The organism is Lewinella sp., assembly GCF_050633125.1.
GTDB lineage: Bacteria > Bacteroidota > Bacteroidia > Chitinophagales > Saprospiraceae > Lewinella.
Genome location: NZ_JBOEFX010000021.1, coordinates 132842 through 153086, shown reverse-complemented (window position 1 = coordinate 153086; position 20245 = coordinate 132842). Strand labels below are relative to the sequence as shown.

General features: G+C 45.6%; 15 protein-coding genes. 9 read left to right on the top strand and 6 right to left on the bottom strand.

Annotated elements, in window-relative coordinates:
- Window positions 1–58 precede the first annotated feature (58 nt).
- Entirely contained in the window at window positions 59–5152 is a 5094-nt protein-coding gene (locus tag ACRBG0_RS06105) for an Ig-like domain-containing protein (protein WP_431486016.1), read from the bottom strand.
- Window positions 5153–5206: 54 nt separating this feature from the next.
- Window positions 5207–6133 carry a hypothetical protein gene (locus ACRBG0_RS06100; protein WP_431486015.1) on the bottom strand — a complete coding sequence of 309 codons (927 nt, stop codon included), beginning with the start codon at window positions 6131–6133 and terminating at the stop codon, window positions 5207–5209.
- A gap of 272 nt (window positions 6134–6405) precedes the next feature.
- On the opposite strand from ACRBG0_RS06100, the gene ACRBG0_RS06095 reads away from it, so the two are divergent.
- The 6 genes from ACRBG0_RS06095 (at window position 6406) to ACRBG0_RS06070 (ending at window position 13526) form a co-directional block, all read left to right on the top strand.
- Entirely contained in the window at window positions 6406–7365 is a 960-nt protein-coding gene (locus tag ACRBG0_RS06095) for an ion channel (RefSeq protein ID WP_431486014.1), read from the top strand.
- A 107-nt stretch (window positions 7366–7472) separates the two neighbouring features.
- The gene (locus ACRBG0_RS06090; protein WP_431486013.1) at window positions 7473–7823 is read left to right on the top strand and encodes an iron chaperone; all 351 of its coding nucleotides are present in this window, start codon (window positions 7473–7475) and stop codon (window positions 7821–7823) included.
- Between the two features lie 167 nt (window positions 7824–7990).
- Complete coding sequence (locus ACRBG0_RS06085) at window positions 7991–11338, top strand: DUF4175 family protein (protein WP_431486012.1); 3348 nt, start codon at window positions 7991–7993, stop codon at window positions 11336–11338.
- A 223-nt stretch (window positions 11339–11561) separates the two neighbouring features.
- Entirely contained in the window at window positions 11562–11948 is a 387-nt protein-coding gene (locus ACRBG0_RS06080; RefSeq protein ID WP_431486011.1) for an ATP-binding protein, read from the top strand.
- Between the two features lie 11 nt (window positions 11949–11959).
- Window positions 11960–12433, top strand: coding sequence for an rRNA maturation RNase YbeY (gene ybeY / locus ACRBG0_RS06075; protein WP_431486010.1), 474 nt, complete (start codon window positions 11960–11962; stop codon window positions 12431–12433).
- A 94-nt stretch (window positions 12434–12527) separates the two neighbouring features.
- Entirely contained in the window at window positions 12528–13526 is a 999-nt protein-coding gene (locus ACRBG0_RS06070; RefSeq protein ID WP_431486009.1) for a hypothetical protein, read from the top strand.
- 194 nt (window positions 13527–13720) lie between these two features.
- Here the strand turns inward: ACRBG0_RS06070 and ACRBG0_RS06065 are convergent, their stop codons facing one another.
- On the bottom strand, window positions 13721–14467 hold the full coding sequence (locus ACRBG0_RS06065; RefSeq protein WP_431486008.1) for a glycosyltransferase family 2 protein: 747 nt from the start codon (window positions 14465–14467) through the stop codon (window positions 13721–13723).
- Between the two features lie 89 nt (window positions 14468–14556).
- Between ACRBG0_RS06065 and ACRBG0_RS06060 the strand changes: the two genes are divergently transcribed.
- Window positions 14557–16050, top strand: a complete 1494-nt coding sequence (locus ACRBG0_RS06060; protein ID WP_431486007.1) for a T9SS type A sorting domain-containing protein — start codon at window positions 14557–14559, stop codon at window positions 16048–16050.
- A 300-nt stretch (window positions 16051–16350) separates the two neighbouring features.
- Window positions 16351–17124, top strand: coding sequence for a hypothetical protein (locus ACRBG0_RS06055; protein ID WP_431486006.1), 774 nt, complete (start codon window positions 16351–16353; stop codon window positions 17122–17124).
- 15 nt (window positions 17125–17139) lie between these two features.
- Here the strand turns inward: ACRBG0_RS06055 and ACRBG0_RS06050 are convergent, their stop codons facing one another.
- The 3 genes from ACRBG0_RS06050 to ACRBG0_RS06040 form a co-directional block, all read right to left on the bottom strand.
- Window positions 17140–17883: a hypothetical protein gene (locus ACRBG0_RS06050; protein ID WP_431486005.1), complete on the bottom strand. Its 744-nt coding sequence runs from the start codon at window positions 17881–17883 to the stop codon at window positions 17140–17142.
- Entirely contained in the window at window positions 17864–18787 is a 924-nt protein-coding gene (locus ACRBG0_RS06045) for a bile acid:sodium symporter family protein (RefSeq protein WP_431486004.1), read from the bottom strand. Before ACRBG0_RS06045 ends, ACRBG0_RS06050 begins: the two co-directional genes overlap by 20 nt.
- Window positions 18788–18857: 70 nt before the next feature.
- The gene (locus ACRBG0_RS06040) at window positions 18858–19757 is read right to left on the bottom strand and encodes a bile acid:sodium symporter family protein (protein ID WP_431486003.1); all 900 of its coding nucleotides are present in this window, start codon (window positions 19755–19757) and stop codon (window positions 18858–18860) included.
- A 102-nt stretch (window positions 19758–19859) separates the two neighbouring features.
- On the opposite strand from ACRBG0_RS06040, the gene ACRBG0_RS06035 reads away from it, so the two are divergent.
- On the top strand, window positions 19860–20245 hold a 386-nt coding region (locus ACRBG0_RS06035; protein ID WP_431486002.1), incomplete at its 3' end, for a GH3 family domain-containing protein.

Genomic DNA, 20245 nt, shown 5'->3' with positions numbered 1-20245 from the left:
CTGCTCTCCCGGTGAATCGGAATCCGCCGAGCTTCAGGCGCTGCCTTGCGCACATGTTTTAGTACTCCCAATTGATTCCAATAATCAACTGAGGTACACTTCCCCAGGCTCCTTTTGCCTCTAAAGACCAGGCCTGACTTGAAGGCGGGCACCATTCAATATTCGCTTCCCATTGCCACCTCAGAGCAGGACTTGCCAGATACCCCGGGCCGGTATTCCAGCTCCAATCGCCTGTGCCATTTTGGATTTTTCTACCGTAATAAAAACTGGCATGTAAAATGGGCATCATCCGCCCAATTGTTGAATAGCGTTGTGCTTCGGTAATTTTAAGCTGGTACAAATGGCGTGCATGCGTGCGTTCCAATAGCAAAAAAGGCCGCCACTGAGGCCTCAAAACAGGGTGCGCAATATCACTGGTAGGCTCATTCTCTCTTTCTGTAAAGAAAATGTCCGATTGCTGCCAGCCAATACGAATTTGCAAGCTGCTTACCAACTCAATGGTAATCGTATTAGAGGTACAGCCATTAGCATCGGTTACAAACACGGTATATGATCCTGGGCTCAAGTTGTCGGCAGTAAAGGGCGCACCACTAGAGGCACCCGCGTCTGCACCGTTGATGTTTACTTGGTAAGGACCAGTACTAAGCTGGTCAAAAGTAATGGTAAAACTACCATCCATCGCACCAGCTCCCGATGGTTGAGTGATACTACTCAGATTAATTAGTGGAACACTCAAATCGGGAACGACAGCCATCACTTCTTCTGTACAAACGGTACCAATATTTTGATTGTAAACACTGATGGAGTAGGTGCCACTCATCATGGTCAGGTAATCGCTTAGCTGTATTAAACCCATAGGGATATTGCTGATTTCCGTGATATTGCCGTCAGGAGCAATGACTGAGATGGCATAAAGCCCTGGTGCATTGCCATCAAGCAAGAAGCCGATATTGCCATTTTGATTGCAGTTTGGAGCTGTTACCTCCAAGTCGCTGATGTAGGCAGCTGGAAGTTCTGTAATATCAAAAGTAAAAGACAGCGGGCAACCATCATTGGTGTCTGTGATTGTCAAGGAGTGCTCACCTACGGGTAAGTTCAGAACTTGGCTGGTATCCACACCATTAGACCAAGCGTAAGTATAATTATCTCCAACGGGGCTTACTGTTGCAATGACACTGCCGTCGTTATAGCCACAACTGGCTTCAGACTGGACAAAGGAAGCCGTAAAGCTGCAATTGGGTATTCCAATTTCAATGATCACCGTGCCTTCCTGCAATTCATTACAGGCGTCTGTAGCGGTGTATACAAAACTAGCCGTACCGGTTGCACCATCGCTAGGAGTGAAGATAAAATCTCCATTACTGCTCAAGTCAACGGTTCCGCCGGTTACTTCCAGCACTTCTTCAGCTTGCACTAGCAAGCCCTCGTCATTGAGTAAAACATTGTTGACGACGGGCGTTTGAAAAGGAGTAGTGTAGTTGTCATCATTAACGATGAAAGGCGGCGTGTTGTCCTCGATCTCGGCAAAAGTTTGCTCGTTACAGGAAAAGCCTACTGAAACAGGGTAAACGACCAGATCGTACACGCCACTAGGAAGGTTCACCAAGTCGCCAAGGTCAGAAAACCCGGAAGGTATGGTGACCTCGCTCGCGCCGCTGGGGCCATTAATAATGACGACCAGCTCACCGTTATCGGGGGCCGTGACATCTATGACAATAGACCCATTTCCTGCACAGTCGCCAGGGGCCGTGCTCAAGCTGTCAACAAATATAGGTTCCGCCTGCATTACCGTCGCTGCGAATTGTTGCACACAAAAGCCACCATTACTCGTAACGGTGAGGGTATAATCTCCGGCAGATAAATTGCTGACAGAAGGGCTGGTAGCGCCGGTTGACCAATTGTAGGTGTACACCCCTGGTGGATCAACACTGCTGGTGATACTCCCCGAGTTAAAATCACAGGTCGCAGGGGTGACCTCCAGAGATACATTGAACACACAGCTTGGTGCCTGTACCATAATCATCACTTCTGCCTGCGTAGTCGTACCACAACCATCCTGAATCGTGTAAATGAAACTTGCGCTCCCGGTAAAACCAATAGCTGGCGTAAAAGTAAAGGAACCATCAGTTTCGAAAACAACAGTCCCGCCAACGATTTCTTCCGTGCTGATCAGTACAGGATTTAAGCCGCTGTCGTTGTTTAGCACATTGCCGCCAACAGGTGTTTGCCACGGGGTGGTGTAACTATCATTTGCCGCAGACAAAGCCGGGGTCTCATCGGGAATCAACAAGCTGATACTTTGGCTGCAAGAAGGCCCCGCTGTTACGGGATAAAGCGTGATTGAATAACTGCCCGCGCTCAAGTTGAAAAGCTCATTAAGGTTATTAATACCACTGGAAAGACTGATTGTTTGGATAAAGTCGGGCCCATTAAGGACGCCGTTTAGCAGGCCACCGTCGGGGGCACTGAGGTCGAGCATAATATTACCGCCGCCAAGGCAAGTACCCGCTGTCGTAGTGGTAGTGGTGAAGTAATTGACCGGCAATTGGGGGACAATTATGCTGTAGCTTTGGCTACATAGGCCGCTATTACTGGTAACGGTAAGCGAGTAAAGGTCGGCAGCAATATTACTTAAGGAACTGCTGCTGCTGCCTTCTGACCAAGCATAAACATACTGTTCATCAGCGGGCTCTATTGTGGTGGTGATAGCTCCATTGTCGAATCCGCAATTGGCCGACTGTGCATTGAGACCGACAGTAAAATCACAATCGGGCGCTCCTACAACAATCATCACATTGGCAATAGCCTCTCCTCCACAGGCATCGCGTATAGTGTAAGAAAAACCACCCATACCAGTAAAGGTATCGGCAGGAGTAAAGGTAAATGCTCCGTCAGAAGTGAATGCAACAGTACCTCCCGTAGTTTCCTGAATGGAGATTACTTCGATTTGCAGACCTTGATCGTTGATCAACAGGTTACCACCAATAGCGGTCTGGAAGGGCGTGTTGTAAAAGTCATTGTTAGCCAAAATCGCAGGCGTATTGTTACCAACGGTTACACTGTTGAGCTGGCTACAAGCACTTCCCGCAATCTCAGGATATACACCAAGGGTGTAGTTGCCAGCGGGGATGTTGGTCAGCGTGTTGAGGGAAATTGTTCCTGCATCAACACTGAAGGTTTCAGTACCTGCTGCACTAGTAACAGCAAGCGTAAGTGGCCCTGCGGCCGGAGAATTTAATGTTAGCTCAATATTGCCTCCGCCTAAACAATTACCAGGTGTAGTACTCACATTGCTGATATAGTTACCAGGAATCTCGGTAACCGTTGCCGAATATTCTTCGCTACAAAGGCCGCCATTACTGGTTACGGTCAGTTGGTATTCTCCAGGGGCGAGTTGTTCAATTTGATTTTCCTCTGCGCCATTGGACCAAGCGTAAGTGTATGCTCCTTCCGGAGAAATACTGCTGCTGATACTTCCATTTGCTATTCCACAATCGGCAGGAAATGCCTCCAGAGAGAGGCTGAAATTACAATCTGGTGCACCTATCTCAATGGTTACAGTCCCGGTTAAGGTATTGCCACATATATCGGTGATAGAATAAGGGAAACTAACCATTCCGGTAAAATTAGCTGGTGGTGTATAGGTAAAGTTGCCGTTTTCGCCATAGTCCAAAACACCCTCGCCTGGATCTCCTGCTTCCGTGATGGTGATCGCCATTCCACTATCATTGTCAAGGAGGTTACCGCCCACAGCAGTCTGAAAGGGAGTGGTGTAATTGTCATTGCTCAGTGTGGGCAAAACACTACTATCAGCAATGTTCACCATCGTTTGCTGGGCACAACCATCTCCTGCATCTTGAGGATAGACAATGATGGTATAATCTCCAGGGAAAAGATTAATGGAATCACTAAGCATCGTCGTCCCAGCTGGTAAAACAAATTGCTGATCTCCTTCGGGCCCACTAATCGTGGTCACGAGTGGTACTGCTCCGGGAGCATCTAGGTTAAGCGTTATTTCTCCTTCGCCGGTACAGTCTCCGGCTGCGCTGGTAGCTGAAACGATATAAGTGAAAGGGGCTTCAATGATCGTAGTTGCAATGCTGTCGATACAAAGACCGCTGTTACTGGTAACAGTGACCTCATAATCGCCAGGCAGTAAATTTTCGAGACTCTGGCTTTCGGCACCATTTGACCAATTAAAGGTGTAGTCGTTTGCCGGGGCCACAAGGGTGCTAATAGTACCGTTGGCTAAACCACAATCGGCTGCAGCAGGAGTGAGTGTGACCGTAAAATCGCAATCGGGCGCACCTATCGTAATCGTAATCGTAGCAGAAAGTTGCTGTTCACAATCATCTTCGATAGTATAAGGAATCGTAATAGTACCCACAAAATCAGGAGATGGAACAAAGGTCAATAGTCCATTTTCTCCAAGTTCGAAAGTCCCTCCTGTTACAGGTGGGGTGAAATCAATTACCTGGATACCACTACCTTGGTCATTGTCGAGTACATTGCCTGAAATGGAGGTGTTGAAAGGAGCGCTATAGTCATCGTCTTGAATTGAAATATCAGGACGATCTACCGTAAGTGTGATGTTATTGGTTGCCGAATTACCCAAGGAGTCGCTTACACTAATCGAAAATGTAAACATCTCGGCTGGTCCAAAATCAGTAATGATTAAAGCATCTGTACCAAATAGTTCCACCGTAGCATCACCAGTAGATCCAACAGCACTGATGAAAACACCACTCCCTTCATCATTCAGTAATGGCCGGATTGTAAAAGGAGGTAAGCAAGGTAGGGTAAAAGCATCATCCCTCACCACTAGAGAGTCAGGCTCCGGTTCTGGTTCGATGATGGGTATGGTGTCCTGTGGTTCTTCTTCCTGTAAAAGAATGTAAGTGACGACACTTCCTCCGAGGATACCGCCACCTAGCGGAATCCAGAAAGGTATTTTTCTTTTGGTCTCGTTAGCCTGTGAAGACTGCAGCAACCCCGGCTTCATCCGCTGGCCGGTAAGGTCAATGCTGGTCCAAGGGTTTTGCTCATAGCCATTTATCCCGGTGGTGTCTGTCGGCTGGTCAACAGATTGGGCTGCTAACGAACTGTAGCTGAACAACACAAATAGTAAAATGAAGGTGTAGTGTATTCTCATAGGGTACGTATCAAAGGGAAAAGAAAAATGCCTGTCGGGTTCAATCCCGGTCATCTATTGCCATACTTTGGCAGCAGTGCCTGTAGCTAAAAAAGCGGTCCAGAAATTGTTGATGCCGGCCTCTAATTTTGCTTGCTGTGCTGGTGGTAAACTGTTAGCTAAAGTACCTGTGCGTTGCTGTAGTTCCTGTACAACCTTTTCAGCAAAATCTTCCTGGGTGTAGTTTGCGCCTGTCAACTGCGCCATGAATATCCACACACTTTGCTGGATGATGGCTTCGCGCTCTTTCAGCAAATCTCCCTGAAAAGGGGTCGTGTGTTCTTCTTGAATTATGGGAGTGACCGCTTCAATAGATTGCACCATGGCAACCAGTAGTGGAGCAATTTTGGCCATGTCTGTGATTTTAGAAAGACTGCCACCAATAGGTATTTCGGAACCAGGATAGGTGATACGGGGTACAGCTTCTTTCTTGGAGCGTTGAGTTTTGAACTCAGGTAGTGTTTTCAAAAAACCAATATCAGAAAGGCTAAAACCAGCCAGTGGTGCACGGGGTAAAACTGTTGTTGTGGCTGTTCCAGGACTTGGGTTTTCAGTTTCAACAGGGACCCAATCCTTGACGGGAAGCAGTGCTCGCCCCAATGGGACTGGCGGACTGTGAACATCTATACAAAAACCGGTGAGGGCTATTTCTACAGACTCTCCTGCATGGATACTTATACCTGCCGGAATTCGCCCAACATAGCTTTGGTAGGTCTGTAGAGCGGGAAGTAAAAAGGATTGAGGGGCTACGTTTACTTCAGCTGCTGTATTATTGGTCACCGTAAGCGTAGCTATATGGCCCGTAGTTTGTCCGGTCCCGAAAGCCACCATCGTGAAGCTTTCACCTCGAGAAGTATTCGTTTCAACTTCCGTTGATTGCGACGATAATGGAATAGCCCAAAACAGCATTAAGAAATAAACAAGAACGATTTCAGCTCTCATTGATAGACGATTTTACGATATTGACAAAGCCGTTTTCTATTAAAGAAAAACAGTTTTGTATGTTGTATGTTAGATTAGATTACGATGATCTAAAGAGATAGTTTCATCTCTGGCAAGTACCGTGTCGTCTGTAAAAGGACCTAAAATTACGATTCTCTGATCAATTTTGTATTTCATGCATATCAAAAGCCCTAAAGGATTCCGGTTTTGATACGCCTATCTTAGCAATAAAGTTCTCAGAGACGAAGATTACTAAACCCATCCGCAGCACCATGAATATTCCTGGATTCAACCGCAAATCTACCCCAAAGGGAAACCCTGAGCTTCAGGATCCTGGCTTTGGTACCCAGATTACGCACTCCGCAGATCGGTTGATCAATAAAGATGGGTCCTACAATATTATCAGGGAAGGGCAGCAGGTATGGACGGCTTATCAAAGTCTGGTGGAAATGAGTTGGTCGCACTTCTTTATGTATGTTGTGCTCTATTACCTTGCGGTTAATTTTCTATTTGGTATTGGCTTTCTCATAATTGGGGTAGAAAAGTTATCGGGCGTGATCGCCAGCCATTGGCTTGACGATTTGGCTGAAGCTTTTTTCTTTAGTGTGCAAACCTTTACCACCGTGGGTTACGGGGCGGTCAATCCGCAGGGGGTAGGAGCCAATCTACTGGCTTCGGCCGATGCGCTGGTAGGCCTCATCTCTACCGCACTTGCTACGGGGCTTTTCTTTGCCCGTTTTTCAAAGGCGCAATCTCAACTCATTTTTAGCAAGGATGCGCTGATTTCTCCGTATCGAGGAACCGAGCAAATGAGCTTTCAGTTCAGAATTGCCAATTTGCGAAAAAGTCGGATTATCAACCTACGCGCTAGCGTCATTCTTTCTTGGGTGGAAGAAGACGACTCGAAACACTCTACACGGCGTTTTTTTACGCTGCCCCTAGAGCGAGACCAGGTGAATTTATTGCCGTTAAACTGGACGATCGTTCATGTTATTGACAAAAAGAGCCCCATTCTAGGTTGGGAGCCGAAAGATTTTACTCGCCAGCAGGCCGAAGTAATTATCTTTATTGAAGGTTTTGACGAGTCGTTTGGACAAAGAATTCACGTCAGTAGTTCCTATACTTGCCGAGAAATTCGGTGGAATGCTCGCTACCTGCCCATGTATTATCCACGTTCCGGGAAAACGGTACTGGATCTTGATGCGATCCACGAGTTTGAATTCCTGGAGTAAGTTAGACTTTGCCAAAGCCCGTCTAGAAGTACGAGCCGCTTCGTGCCCTTTGAGTAAAGGGTACAGAGCTTAGTATCCCAAACAAACTCCAAAAATTCAATTAAATTATGAGCAGTAAAGTCGATCAGTATATCTTGAAATTTCCGCAGGAAACACAAGAAATCCTCCAAAAAGTCCAGCAACTAATCAAGGATACTGCCCCTGGTGCTATCGAAACCATCGCTTACGGCATGCCCGCATACAAAACCAATGGTAAGCCGCTCGTTTATTTTGCTGGTTACAAGACACACCTTGGTTTCTATGCTACCCCATCCGGGCACGAAGCATTTGCCGAAGACTTGGCTAAATTCAAGCAAGGCAAAGGTTCTGTACAATTTCCGCTGGATCAGAATATCCCTTTTGACCTGATCAAACGGATGGTTGCCTTTCGGGTGGAAGAAAACAAGGGACAGGACTAGTCTTGGCTCAGCAATGCCAAGGCCGCTATAGCCCGAAAACCGTCACTATTCGGTCATTCACTGCACAATACCCGGTTCTTCCCTGATTTCCGCTATGCTAAAGCAACTATTGCGTGTACTAAAGCGTATATTTGAAAGTTGTAGATATAGCGACGTGCGAACAAGTAATGCAAAAAGAAATGGCGGCCAAAGATAATTACCAGTTACTGGTAGAAAAATTAGATCAGTTTATCCGGAAGTACTACCTGAATCAATTGATTCGAGGGGCACTGTATAGCGTAGGAGCTATCTTATTGCTGTTTTTAGCGGTGAGCTTGATGGAGAATTTTTTCTATTTCGGCAAAGGCGGAAGGAAACTCTTGTTCTTTGGTTTTGTTGGCACTAGCTTACTCGCTTTGGGTATTTGGGTGGTGCGGCCTTTGATGGCTTATTTCCATCTGGGCAAAGTCATCTCTCATGAGCAGGCCGCTCAGATTATTGGCGACCATTTCAGTAATGTAAAAGACAAGTTACTCAACGTACTACAACTGCGCCACCAGGCAGATACTGCCGAGAACAAGGCCCTGATCATGGCCAGTATCAACCAGAAGACCGAAGAGATTAGTCCGGTACCTTTCCGTTCAGCTATTGATCTCAACAATAACCGCCAGTACCTCAAGTATGCCTTGCCGCCATTATTGCTACTTGTTGTCTTGTTGTTTGCCGCACCCAGCATGATCAAAGATTCTACCCGCCGCCTCATTCGCAACGGGCAAGAATTTGAACGCCCCGCACCTTTCCGCTTTAATCTACTGGCTGATGACCTATCGGTGGTACAATTTGGTGATTTCCCGCTGAGTATTGAAATAGATGGAGAGCAGTTTCCCAATGAGGCTTACATTGAAGTAGACAATTACCAGTATCGCCTGACCAAAGAGTCGATCAATAAATTTTCGCACCGCTTTAGCAATGTGCAAAAAGATACCCGCTTCCGCTTGTATGCCGGAGGCGTAAGCTCCGAAGAATTTACGTTGGAGGTTTTGAAAAAGCCTAATATCGCGAGTTTTGAAGTGCAGCTTAACTACCCTGCTTATTTGCAGCGTCGTAACGAAAAGCTCGACAATATTGGTGATCTGAACGTACCTGTGGGGACGACGATTAATTGGGTTTTTAATGCTCAACACACAGACGACTTAAGCATCGCCTTCTCCGACGACCAGGAAATCAAGGAAGCCCGCCGTTTTGATGACGACCTGTTTACGCTGGAAAAGCGCGCATTACGCGATCTTACTTACCGCCTGTATGTGTCGAATGCTTTGCTGCCTAATGCCGACTCTATCGGTTACAGCCTCAGTGTGATTCCTGACCTCTATCCAGAAATCGGGGTGGAAGCTTTTCAGGATAGCAGTTATAACAAGCTGATGTATTTCGTGGGAGAAGCGTCTGATGATTACGGATTGACCAGTTTGAATTTCCACTACACCATTAGTGATCTCGAAGGTGCGGCCAAGGAGCCCGTCAGTGTACCACTGGCAATTACCAAGGGTAAAGCACTACGCTACGATTATACTTTTGACCTACGGGAACTTGGCCTCAAGCCAGGAGACAACGTGGTTTACTACTTTGAAGTGTTGGATAATGATGGTGTAAACGGTCGTAAATCTGCCCGTACCAACCTGATGAGTTATGCCGTACCTACAGAAGATGAGATCGCTGCTCAGATTGAAGAAAACGAAGAGCAGATCAAAGAAGACCTGGAAGCAGCCTTGAAAGAATCTAAAGCTATTCAGGATAAAATGAAGGAGATGCGTGAGCAGATGCTTCAGGAAAAAGAAATGGACTGGCAGGATCGTAAGGAACTGGAAAAAATGCTAGAGCGCCAGAAAGAGTTGCAGCAACAGATCCAGGAAGCCCAGCAAAAGTTTGAAGAGAACATCCAAAAACAAGAAGAGCTTTCGCCACAGGAAGAACGCCTGCAGGAAAAGCAGGAACGCCTGCAAGAGATGTTTGAAGAATCGCTGAGTGAAGAGATGCAGGAGTTGATGAAGCAGATTGAAGAGCTGCTTCAGGAAATGGATAAAGACCAGGCTCTGGAGATGATGGAGGAGATGGAGATGAGCGATGAAGAGATGGAAATGGAACTGGACCGGATGCTGGAAATGTACAAGCAACTGGAGCTGGAACAGGATATGATGGAGACCATCGACGAACTGGAAAAACTCGCTGAGGAGCAGGAACAACTTGCTGAAGAGACCGAAAGCGGCGAAAAGTCGCAAGAGGAACTGCAAGAAAAGCAGGAAGAGATCAGCGAGAAGTTTGAAGAGATTCAGGAGAAGATGGAGGAGATGGAGAAGAAAAACGAGGAGCTGGAGAAACCCACTGAGATGGGTGACTTTGAGGAGCAGTCGGAGAGTATTGAGGAAGATATGGAAGAGAGTCAGGAGCAACTGGAAAAGCAAGAGAACAGTGGCGCCAGCGAGTCGCAAAAAAAAGCGGGCCAGAAGATGAAGAGCATGGCCAGTATGATGCAGCAGCAGATGCAAGGCGAGCAGCAAGAGCAAATGGAAGAGGATATGCAGGCTTTGCGCCAATTGCTCGAAAACCTCGTAGGCCTATCTTTTGACCAGGAAGATTTGATCGATAATTTTGAGCGCGCTGGCATCAATACCCCACGTTATGTGGAGCTGGTACAGGACCAGTTTAAGCTAAAGGATGACTTCCGCCTAATTCAGGATAGCCTGCACGCGTTGAGTAAGCGGGTTTATCAAATCGAGTCATTTGTGACGGAAAAGGTGACCGAAATCCGCAGCAACATGCGCGCGAGCGTAAAAGAACTGGAAGAGCGCCGCGTGCCACAGGCTTCTGAGCACCAGCAACGTACGATGACCAACGTCAACGACTTGGCACTGATGCTGAGTGAAGTGATGAACCAGATGCAACAACAAATGTCAGGCATGATGGCCGGCGACCAAATGTGTGACAACCCCGGCGGACAAGGCCAGGGCAAACAAGGTAATAAACCTGGCGACAAGATGAGCCCTGGTCAGCAATCCATCAACGAAGGACTACAACGTATGAAAAATGCGCTGGAGAAAGGGGAGGGGGTGTCTAGTAAAGAATATGCACAAATGGCCGCCAAGCAAGCTGCTTTACGCAATGCCTTGCGTAAGAAGCAAGCTGAACGTCAGCAACAAGGTAACGGGACAGACCAGAAACTCCAAGAGCTGATCGACGAGATGGATCGCAGCGAGGAAGACCTCGTAAATAAGCGCTTGACCAATGAAATGATGCAGCGCCAGCAAGAAATCATGTCACGGCTACTGGAACACGAAAAAGCCGAACGCCAGCAAGATCAGGACGAAAGACGTAAGTCAGATACCGCCCGCCAGCGGGAGCGGGAGCTGCCTCCTTCCCTTCAGGAATATCTGAAAAAGCGGGAAGCAGAAATAGATATGTTTAAAACGGTTTCACCTTCTCTGAAACCTTATTATAAGTACCTCGTAGACGAGTACTTCAAGAGCTTGCGGGCGAATTAAGCTAAAGCATCTTTTTGTAAAAATGACAATAAGGGGTGTACAGCTATTGACAAACTGCTTTACATCCCTTACATTTGTTATCCGATTGATGCCTTACTCTATTGTGACCCCGTACTCCAAATGACGTCTTAACAATGCTGGTCTTCGTTTATGAGGCCTTGCATTTTAGTCAATTTTTTCTTATATTAATCGATATATGACGAAGACTAGTACACAACCATTCATGCTTAGATTATCATCTGAAGCCAAGAGCATTGCAAAAGTAGAGCTATTTGTTACCAAGCTCGTAAGACGTTACCGCCTCAATGATGATCAACACGGCAATATTCTCATTAGCCTTACAGAAGCAGTCAATAATGCAATTATCCACGGAAATTGCGAAGACAGTAACAAGAAAGTTTCCATCAGTCTGAGAGAAGCTAAAGACAAATTAGCTATTCAGGTGTCCGATGAGGGTTGTGGCTTCGATTATAAACAGGTTCCAGATCCAACCAAAGAAGAAAATATATGTAAGTGTGGCGGCCGAGGCGTATTTCTCATGCAGCACTTATCCGATAAAATCGCCTACCGTAACGGCGGACGTACCGTAGAAATGCAATTCAAGCTCTAAGTACTTTTCACTTGTCAGATTCTCTTTTCCCCACTTTTCCTTCAGACGCAGCACTGGAACCGGAAATCTCTTTTCATGTAGAGGATGTTGAGCAGCCTATGCCCGACTTCACTGTGCTAACCCTATGGATAGAGCGCGTTATTCAATATCACAAGGGTGTGCTAGGGCAGCTTCAGTATATCTTTTGTAGTGATGTATACCTCCATCAACTCAATGTGGAGTACCTGGATCATGATACCCTCACAGACATTATCACCTTTCCTTACGCTGATCCCCCTGTTGTCAGTGGTGATCTTTATATTAGCACTGACCGCGTAGCAGAAAATGCTACAGAACTTGGCCTCCCATTTCTTACTGAGCTTCAGCGCGTCATCATACACGGCGTGTTACACCTTTGTGGCTTCGGAGATAAGACTGAAGAAGAAGCACAGCAAATGCGCGAACTCGAAGAGGAAGCGCTGGTGATGCTGGCCAATATGGTTTAGGAAAAGTTTAACGCTTACTATTGATAGTGACCGAGAAGAACCTTTTATCTTGAGGAGGTAACGCATTTAATATTTTTGCCTAAAACAATCTATTATGTTCTCTCCTAAGAAAACGCCCCTTTTTTCTATTCTAATCTTTTTCACGGGTATGATGCTTACCCTGAGTATTTCCTCTTGTAAAGACGACGACGAACAGCCGAGTATCAGCGAATACGATCCTTCTGTTCACGTGTATGCCACTAATTTCAGAAGTCGCGTTGGCGAATGGGAAACATTTATAGATATCACCACCGGCAACTACGATTCTATACCCGGTACTAAAGAACCTGCGGGAGCAATTAATTTCCCAAACGGTACCGCTGCCCTTACTGACTTTCCTCAAAACCGGAGAATCTACATCAACCAGGCTGATGGGCAAGAAATGATCATTCAAAATCTCACTACCCTTGAGAAAACGACCATACCTCTTGAACTTCCTGATGGAAGTTCTTTAATTACTCGACCTGAATTCTTGGCTTTCGGTGCCGACAACAATACCATTTATGCTTTCGACAATGCTGACAATGCTATTTATGTTGCTGACTTAACAGCTCAAACATTCACCATACAAGCAGACAACTTACCGCTGAATGGCAGTAGTTTTGAAGCTATGATTTATCAAAAAAGCACCAACGACCTCCTTTTTCTCGAAAGAGAAAAATATTACATTTTTGATTTAGACGCCAATGAATTGGTAAACGCCAGCGGCGTACTACCAGGTCTTTTTGGCTTTGTTCAACATCCTGATAATGACTTCGTTTACGCTCTTACCTACCCCAACGCTGATCGAGTATTCCGCTTGGTACGGTTGGCGAGAACGGACAATGAGTTTACCACCCAAACCTTATCTGGTAGCGACCTGGCTATCGATGATTTGTCTCCAAATCTCCAGACGATTCACACCGCTACCAACGCATTTGTCTGCAGAGGAGGGACTACACTTGAGAATAATATTGAAACCTACATCTATAGCATTGATTTAACAACCGGAGAGTTGCTTCGTACCGTCACCCTCAATGGGTTTGAGCTGATGACTAAACTAGAAGGGGAGTGATACTTAATAATTTGCTAGCATAGCTAGCCTTACCACTTGTGTGTTCCGGGAATCAAGAAGCCCATCCAGAGCACTTCCCTATTCGTACTAAATAGTTCTTTATATGCTTTTAGATACTGATTTCAGCCACCGCCGGGCAACCAGCGATATCTGTAACCGTGACGGTGTAATTAATGCCAGGAACAGGATGAAAATTAAGGCTTCTGGTATATCGCAGAGCCTCCCATACCCAGCTTGTGGAAAAAGTGACTAACAGAGACCCGCAGCACCCCTAGTCCATATTTAGCACTCCGCTGAAAATTGATGGAAGAGGCTTCCTCAAAATACTTGGTAGGGCAGGTCACTTCTGCAATATGAAAGCCATGGTAGATGATTTGTGACAACATTTCATTGTCAAATACAAAATCATCAGAATTGGCATTGTAATTTATGCCTTCCAATACCTCGCGCGAGAAGGCACGGTAGCCGGTATGGTACTCTGAAAGCTTATAGCGGATGAGTAAATTCTGGGTCAGGGTTAAAAAGCGATTAGCGATGTATTTGTAGAGCGGCATTCCTCCGGCGAGCGCACCTTTGCCCAAAATACGAGAGCCCAATACGACAGGGTAAAGCTCATCACCAATAATATTGACCATCGCAGGGATCAACTTGGGGGTGTATTGATAATCGGGGTGCAGCATAATCACGATATCACCACCAAGCTCCAGGGCTTTATTGTAAAGGGATTTTTGGTTGCCACCGTAACCCTTGTTCTGTTCGTGAACGATGACGTGCTGGATGCCAATCTCCTTTGCAAGCGCCGAGGTATTATCCTTACTGGCATCATCACAGAGAATCACCTCATCTACCAAGTCAAACGGGATTTCTCGATAGGTTTTTTCCAGCGTTAGCGCTGCGTTGTAAGCAGGCAGTACGGCGATGACTTTTTTCCCTTTGTACATTGATATCATTATTTTGCTCGGCAAATATACGAGTAAGTTCCGTTGGTAGAAAAAAGGCGTAAATTAGAGATTGTTAGAACCCCATTATCATGCTTCGTTACCTCTACTTCTTTTTCGCAACATTTCTCCCCATCCTCCTCTCTGCCCAGGCAGCTCATGATGCACAATGGGTACTCGGCTCACCTCGCCTATTGCCCACTGATATTTACCACGGTGGAACCCTGATAGATTTCCGCTCAGGAACACCCGAGGTTGCTTATTTTGATATTCCTATACACATGGATCCCATAGGCATGATTTGTGACAATGAAGGAAATCTGGTTTTTTATTCCAACGGGTGTAGTATCATTAATGCCACTCACCAGACGATGGAAAATGGGGATAGTATCAACGCTGGCGGCGTACACGATAGTTTTTGTTCTGATGCTTATCCTAGTTGGCAGGGGTTTCTGGCTTTGCCCAAGCCGGGGACGGAGGACCGCTACGGCCTGTTTCATGTTTACATAGACCGGGAAAGCCTGCGCAATACAGAATTCCGGTATACGGAGATAGATGCTTCTGCCAATGATGGACTGGGGCGGGTTGATGTACTGAATTCATTGGTTTATCAGGATACTGTTTACTCACAAATCTCCGCTGTTCGCCATGCCAATGGCAGAGATTGGTGGATTGTTGCGGCTAAACGAAATTCTAATCAGTATTTCATTACTTACTATGGCCCCGACGGGCCGGGAGCAACCCTTACCCAAGCTATTGGTCCGGTATGGGAAGACATGCATGCTGCCAGCCAGGTCATTTTTTCCCCGGATGGGAACCTGAATGTGCGCTTTGACCCCGTCTCTGCTACCCATCTGTTCGACTTTGACCGTTGTGCAGGTACCTTTTCTAATTACCGCAGCCTGGATTTCATGGGAGACACCGTCTCCTACGGGGGGGTGGCTATTTCTCCGAATAACCAATACTTGTATACCTCGGTAGGCAGGTATATGTACCAGTATGATTTAGCGGCAGAAGACGTGGCTGCCAGCCGTATACGGATTGCCGAATACGATGGTTATCTGGTCTTGGGCTACCCGTCTTTGCCTGCAACTTTTTACAACATGCGGCTGGCACCAGACGGAAAAATATACGGTACGGCACAGGGTTCGTCTAATGTGCTTCATGTGATCCATAACCCTGACCAGCCAGGACTGGCCTGCAATGTGGAACAACATGGTTTTGACCTGGCGACCCTGCATGCTCATGCTGCCCCCAATTACCCCTATTTTCAAACCTGGGATGTAGAAGGAAGCCCCTGTGATACCTTAGGCATCAACGGCCTTCCTCCGGTATCGGTCAATCAGGCTACCGAGGAGGATACTACCGTTCGCGTTTACCCCAACCCGGCGAGCGACTATGTCTATATTACGAGTTCGGACCAGCCCATAAAGCAAGTTCAGCTTTGGGATTCCAGAGGCCGATTATTAAAAAGCTTTTCCGGGCCAACCGAGCGCATTGATGTAAGGGGTCTGCCCCCGGGCTTTTATTATTTGCGGGTGTTTTTGCCGGATGGATATACGAGCCAAAAGGTGGTTGTGCAGTAGCAGCGCATGACTGGTTGTCAAGTAGATACATTTTGACTATTTTAGTTAACTACAATAGAGCAGACACGTTCTTCAAAATCAGTAAATCATAGATTGTTATATTAGAGCTTGTTTGGTAGGGCCTCGATTGCCTCCAAGTGGCAAATTTTATTTCATGCCGCGTTAAATTTTTCGTCGAATCGCCCGCATTCGACTGCAAAATTTGCCTTGCCTGAAATGAAATTTGCTCACTTTCGGCTAATCATGTCCTACCAAACAAGCTCTTAGAGTTAATTTGTAGGAAAAGAACTAAACACCAACATGAAAAAAGATTTCAAAGAAAAGTTCAACAAACTTTTAGCTTCGATGGAATTAGAAGACGCCAAAAGTTTTCTAGGGCAAACCTATGGCAACCATGCGGCGGCTCAGGAGCGGCTTATGAAATTACGGATGCGCCTTTTGGGGCTTATTGTTGTTTTCTACTTGGTCTCTCGTGATTTATTTAAAATCAGTAATATCCCTGGCCTTGGCGGAGAAATTACCGAAGACTCCTTTCTTTTGCTGCAATTATCGTCCCTTAATGACTTGGTACTTTGTGTTGTTCCTCTGATCTTTTCCTACACTTACTTTTTGATGATCGCGAACTTGATTTACAGGAGTCAACATCGCTACATGCATCGCCGGATTTACGAACGGTTTCATACTCAGATATTCAAAGCGAACTTCCACTTGTTTACTTACCCTCAAAAATCACCGGGCCATATCCTCAAAGTTCTTTCAAGGATTGGACAAAAGGATTTGGAAACAGAAGAGGAGATCGCTGCCAATCAAGAAGTTAATACCGCGACCTGGAAAGAAACAACCCCGGTAGGTACTTTACGGATGTTGGGCATTTGGTTAGAGCGTCTTTCTCACTGGGTCATGATTGGTTGGTTTCTTTCCGTAGTTTGGACAAGGTGTTATTCCCAAAACGAATGGATCGTGCTACTGTTGATCCTATCTTGTTTGATTATTTTCGGATATGCTTTGTACTTAATTATTCATTATAATAATTACTTCCAAAAGCCCAAGACTGACACAGCCGAAGCTGTTTAAAATCAAAACGCATACTTAACGAAAAGGCTTGCATACCTCCGGATGACTATTGATGTCTTTTGTTATCTCTTCAGGATTCAGATAGTTACTTTTTTTAAACGCTTTATAGTCCTCGGTTGCTTTAGAATCAAACATTGCATACTGTGCCCAGTCGAGCAATTGCCAGCCTAAGCCTTTGTAAATGGTAAGTAGGTCAATACTTTTTTCATATTTTCCTCGGCTGTTTCCATTTAGAAACTTAAGGCCTGTTCCAATGATTTGGAAGCTATTCTTGTATTTATAATCCAGGATATGCGCAAGCTCATGGGCCACTAACCCTACTTGTGCATTGTAGGGAATATCCTTGAAAAGGATACCCTCAAAGTCGAGATTAGAATTAATGAAAATCCGATAACTTCGGGTAGCTTTTCTCTTGAAGAGAAAATTTGCGGCTGGCTGTACTTGCAATGTCGTACCTATCGGCTTGGAGATTACTTCAATCGAACTCCCTGACAATTCAGGATAATGGTATAGTGCCAAATAAAACACATCCTCAAACTGTTCTGGTAAGCCCTTGATATCAGGAAATAATTCTTTTCCTCGCTGGATTAAATCTGGGTTTTTACCTACAATAAAATCTACCGGTGGACACTGATACTGACTATAATCAATATGCATTCGTATTTTTTCCACTTGCTGTTCACTGCGTGGCGTAACAAGTAACGATACTAAAACCACTGCTGACAGTAAGACCAAAATGCTAATTCCAGCTTTTTTCATAGTATCTGTTCTTAACTAAGTAGGCAAAAAACATTGCCGTCCAAAAAGAGAACATCGCATAAATAAGCGAAGGTTTTACCAATTCCTCATTTCCAATAAAAACGCCTCCCACCAAAATCGCTAAACCAGCATTTTGCAAGCCCATTTCAATACCAATGGTCATACTGTCTTGGTAACTGAGTCGGCGCCAACGACAAACACTATAGCCTGCTACCATAAGCAGCGCATTGATCAATACTAAAACAGGTGTCAGTAGCAACAAGTCTGGCCATCTCAATTCTGTACCACCAGCAGAGGCCGGCGCAAGAAATTTGATTAAAAAAACGACGGCCAGTAAGCTTACCGATAAGGGTTTAATGACCTTTTCAATCCGTTTTGCCACAACCGAAAACTGCTCGTTAGTCCACAAACCTAACAACGCAGGTAAAATGATGATCAAGACAACACTCATTACCGTCTCGAATATCGGCAGGCTAAAATCAGTGCCTGCCCCGAAATAAATGATGCTCATCAAATTCACTAATACAGGAATTAAGAATACTGCTAACAAACTGGATATCGTCGTCAGAAACACCGTAAGCGCACTAGTCCCTTTATACCAATAGGTGATTACATTGGAGGTGGTGCCCCCAGCAGAAAAGAGCAAAATCATAATGCCAAATTTATAGACACTATCCAACGTCGTCAAAGACAAAAGCACAAAGCCAAGAAAAGGCATAAGGATCACCTTAAGTGCTAAGCCGAGCAACAACAGCTGTTTATTATCCACAACATACCTGAAATCCTGCACCTGCAAGGACAGGCCTACGCTGTACATTATTATCGCCAAGACAATTTTGAGTAATAAATTGACATCAACAAGGGAAAATATTTCCATTTGAAATGGTATTTGGCGAGTGACCACCAAGTTTGTGTTAAAAGTAAAACTATTCTGATTACGACCGATAAGTATGCGAGACTAGTTGTCTATCATGCTAATGACTCCTTTTATGATTCGCCCACCAGGCAAAAGCCGCCGTTGTCCAAAAAGAAAACATCGCGTAGAGCAAGGCGGGTTTGCTAATTTCATGATTGCCTAATAATACATCACCGATCAAAATGGCCAGGCCCGCATTTTGTAGGCCCATTTCAATACCTATAGTCATCGCATCTTTGGCTGCTACCTTTTGCCGGAGAGCATAAAAATAAGCAAGTAACATTCCTCCGATATTAATCACCAACAAAGGAATGATTAAAACGCTAATATCAGTGAGGGAAATGGCACTGCCTCCATCAATGGGTGGCGCGAAAAATTTGACCAGGAAAACAGCACCAAGCAAAACTGTCGCTACTGTCTTCAGGTTTTTTTCCACCCATTTGGCGAACACAGGATAGCCCCTGCGTAGCCATAATCCAAGAAAAGCAGGAAAAATAATGATCAAAAATATTTTTGAAACGACGTCCAGAAAAGGTAAGCTGAACGAAGTTCCTGTAGCAAAATAAAACGGCGCGATCGCCTTGACAAACAAAGGCAGCGTCAGGAGGGTAATGAAACCAGAAAGTACTGTCAGGAAAATGGTAAGCGCACTGGTACCTCCCGCCCAGTAAGTAATCACATTAGAGGTTGTGCCACCTGGACAAAAGAGCAGGAGTAGGATGCCAAACTGCCAAAGTGGGGGCAAGCCACTAATTGCCAGGATGCCGAAGGATACCAATGGGATCACTAAAATCTTCAGAAGCAATCCCAGGCTCAGCAACTGGCGGTTTCGCAAAACATAAACGAAGTCTTTCATCTGTAGCGATAGGCCTACACTTAGCATAATCATTGCCAATACCCATTGGAGCAGTTCGTCAATGTGTAACACCTTCGCCAAAAAAGCAAATATCTCTGTCACGTATTCTTGTTAGTTCTTGTTGAGAAATTTCATGAAGCAAGCCTCAAATTTGAAAGGGCAAAAAATAGTTTATAATATTGAGGCACTAATCTTCTGCTATCTATGGGTGTAATCAACTGGATCAACAACTTGTTCAAGATCCATATTAAAAAATACGAAGCCGAACTCGCCGAGCATTATTCTCATCCAGAGAAATTGCAGGCCGACACCCTGCAACAAATTCTGCGCGAGAATGCCGGTACAGCTATATTTCGAGAACACAACCTGCGTCCGGGGATTTCTGCTGCGGCTTATGCCGAACGTATGCCTGTACGCACCTATGAGGAGACGCTCCCTTATATAGAACGCATACTAGCTGGCGAAAGCCAAGTATTGACCCGGCAAAGGGTTCGCGCATTGGCCAAGACGGCAGCGACCACCCAGAAAACAAGCAAATACCTTCCCGTCACCAGGGAGCACATTCTCAGTTGCCAAAAAGGAAGCTGGTT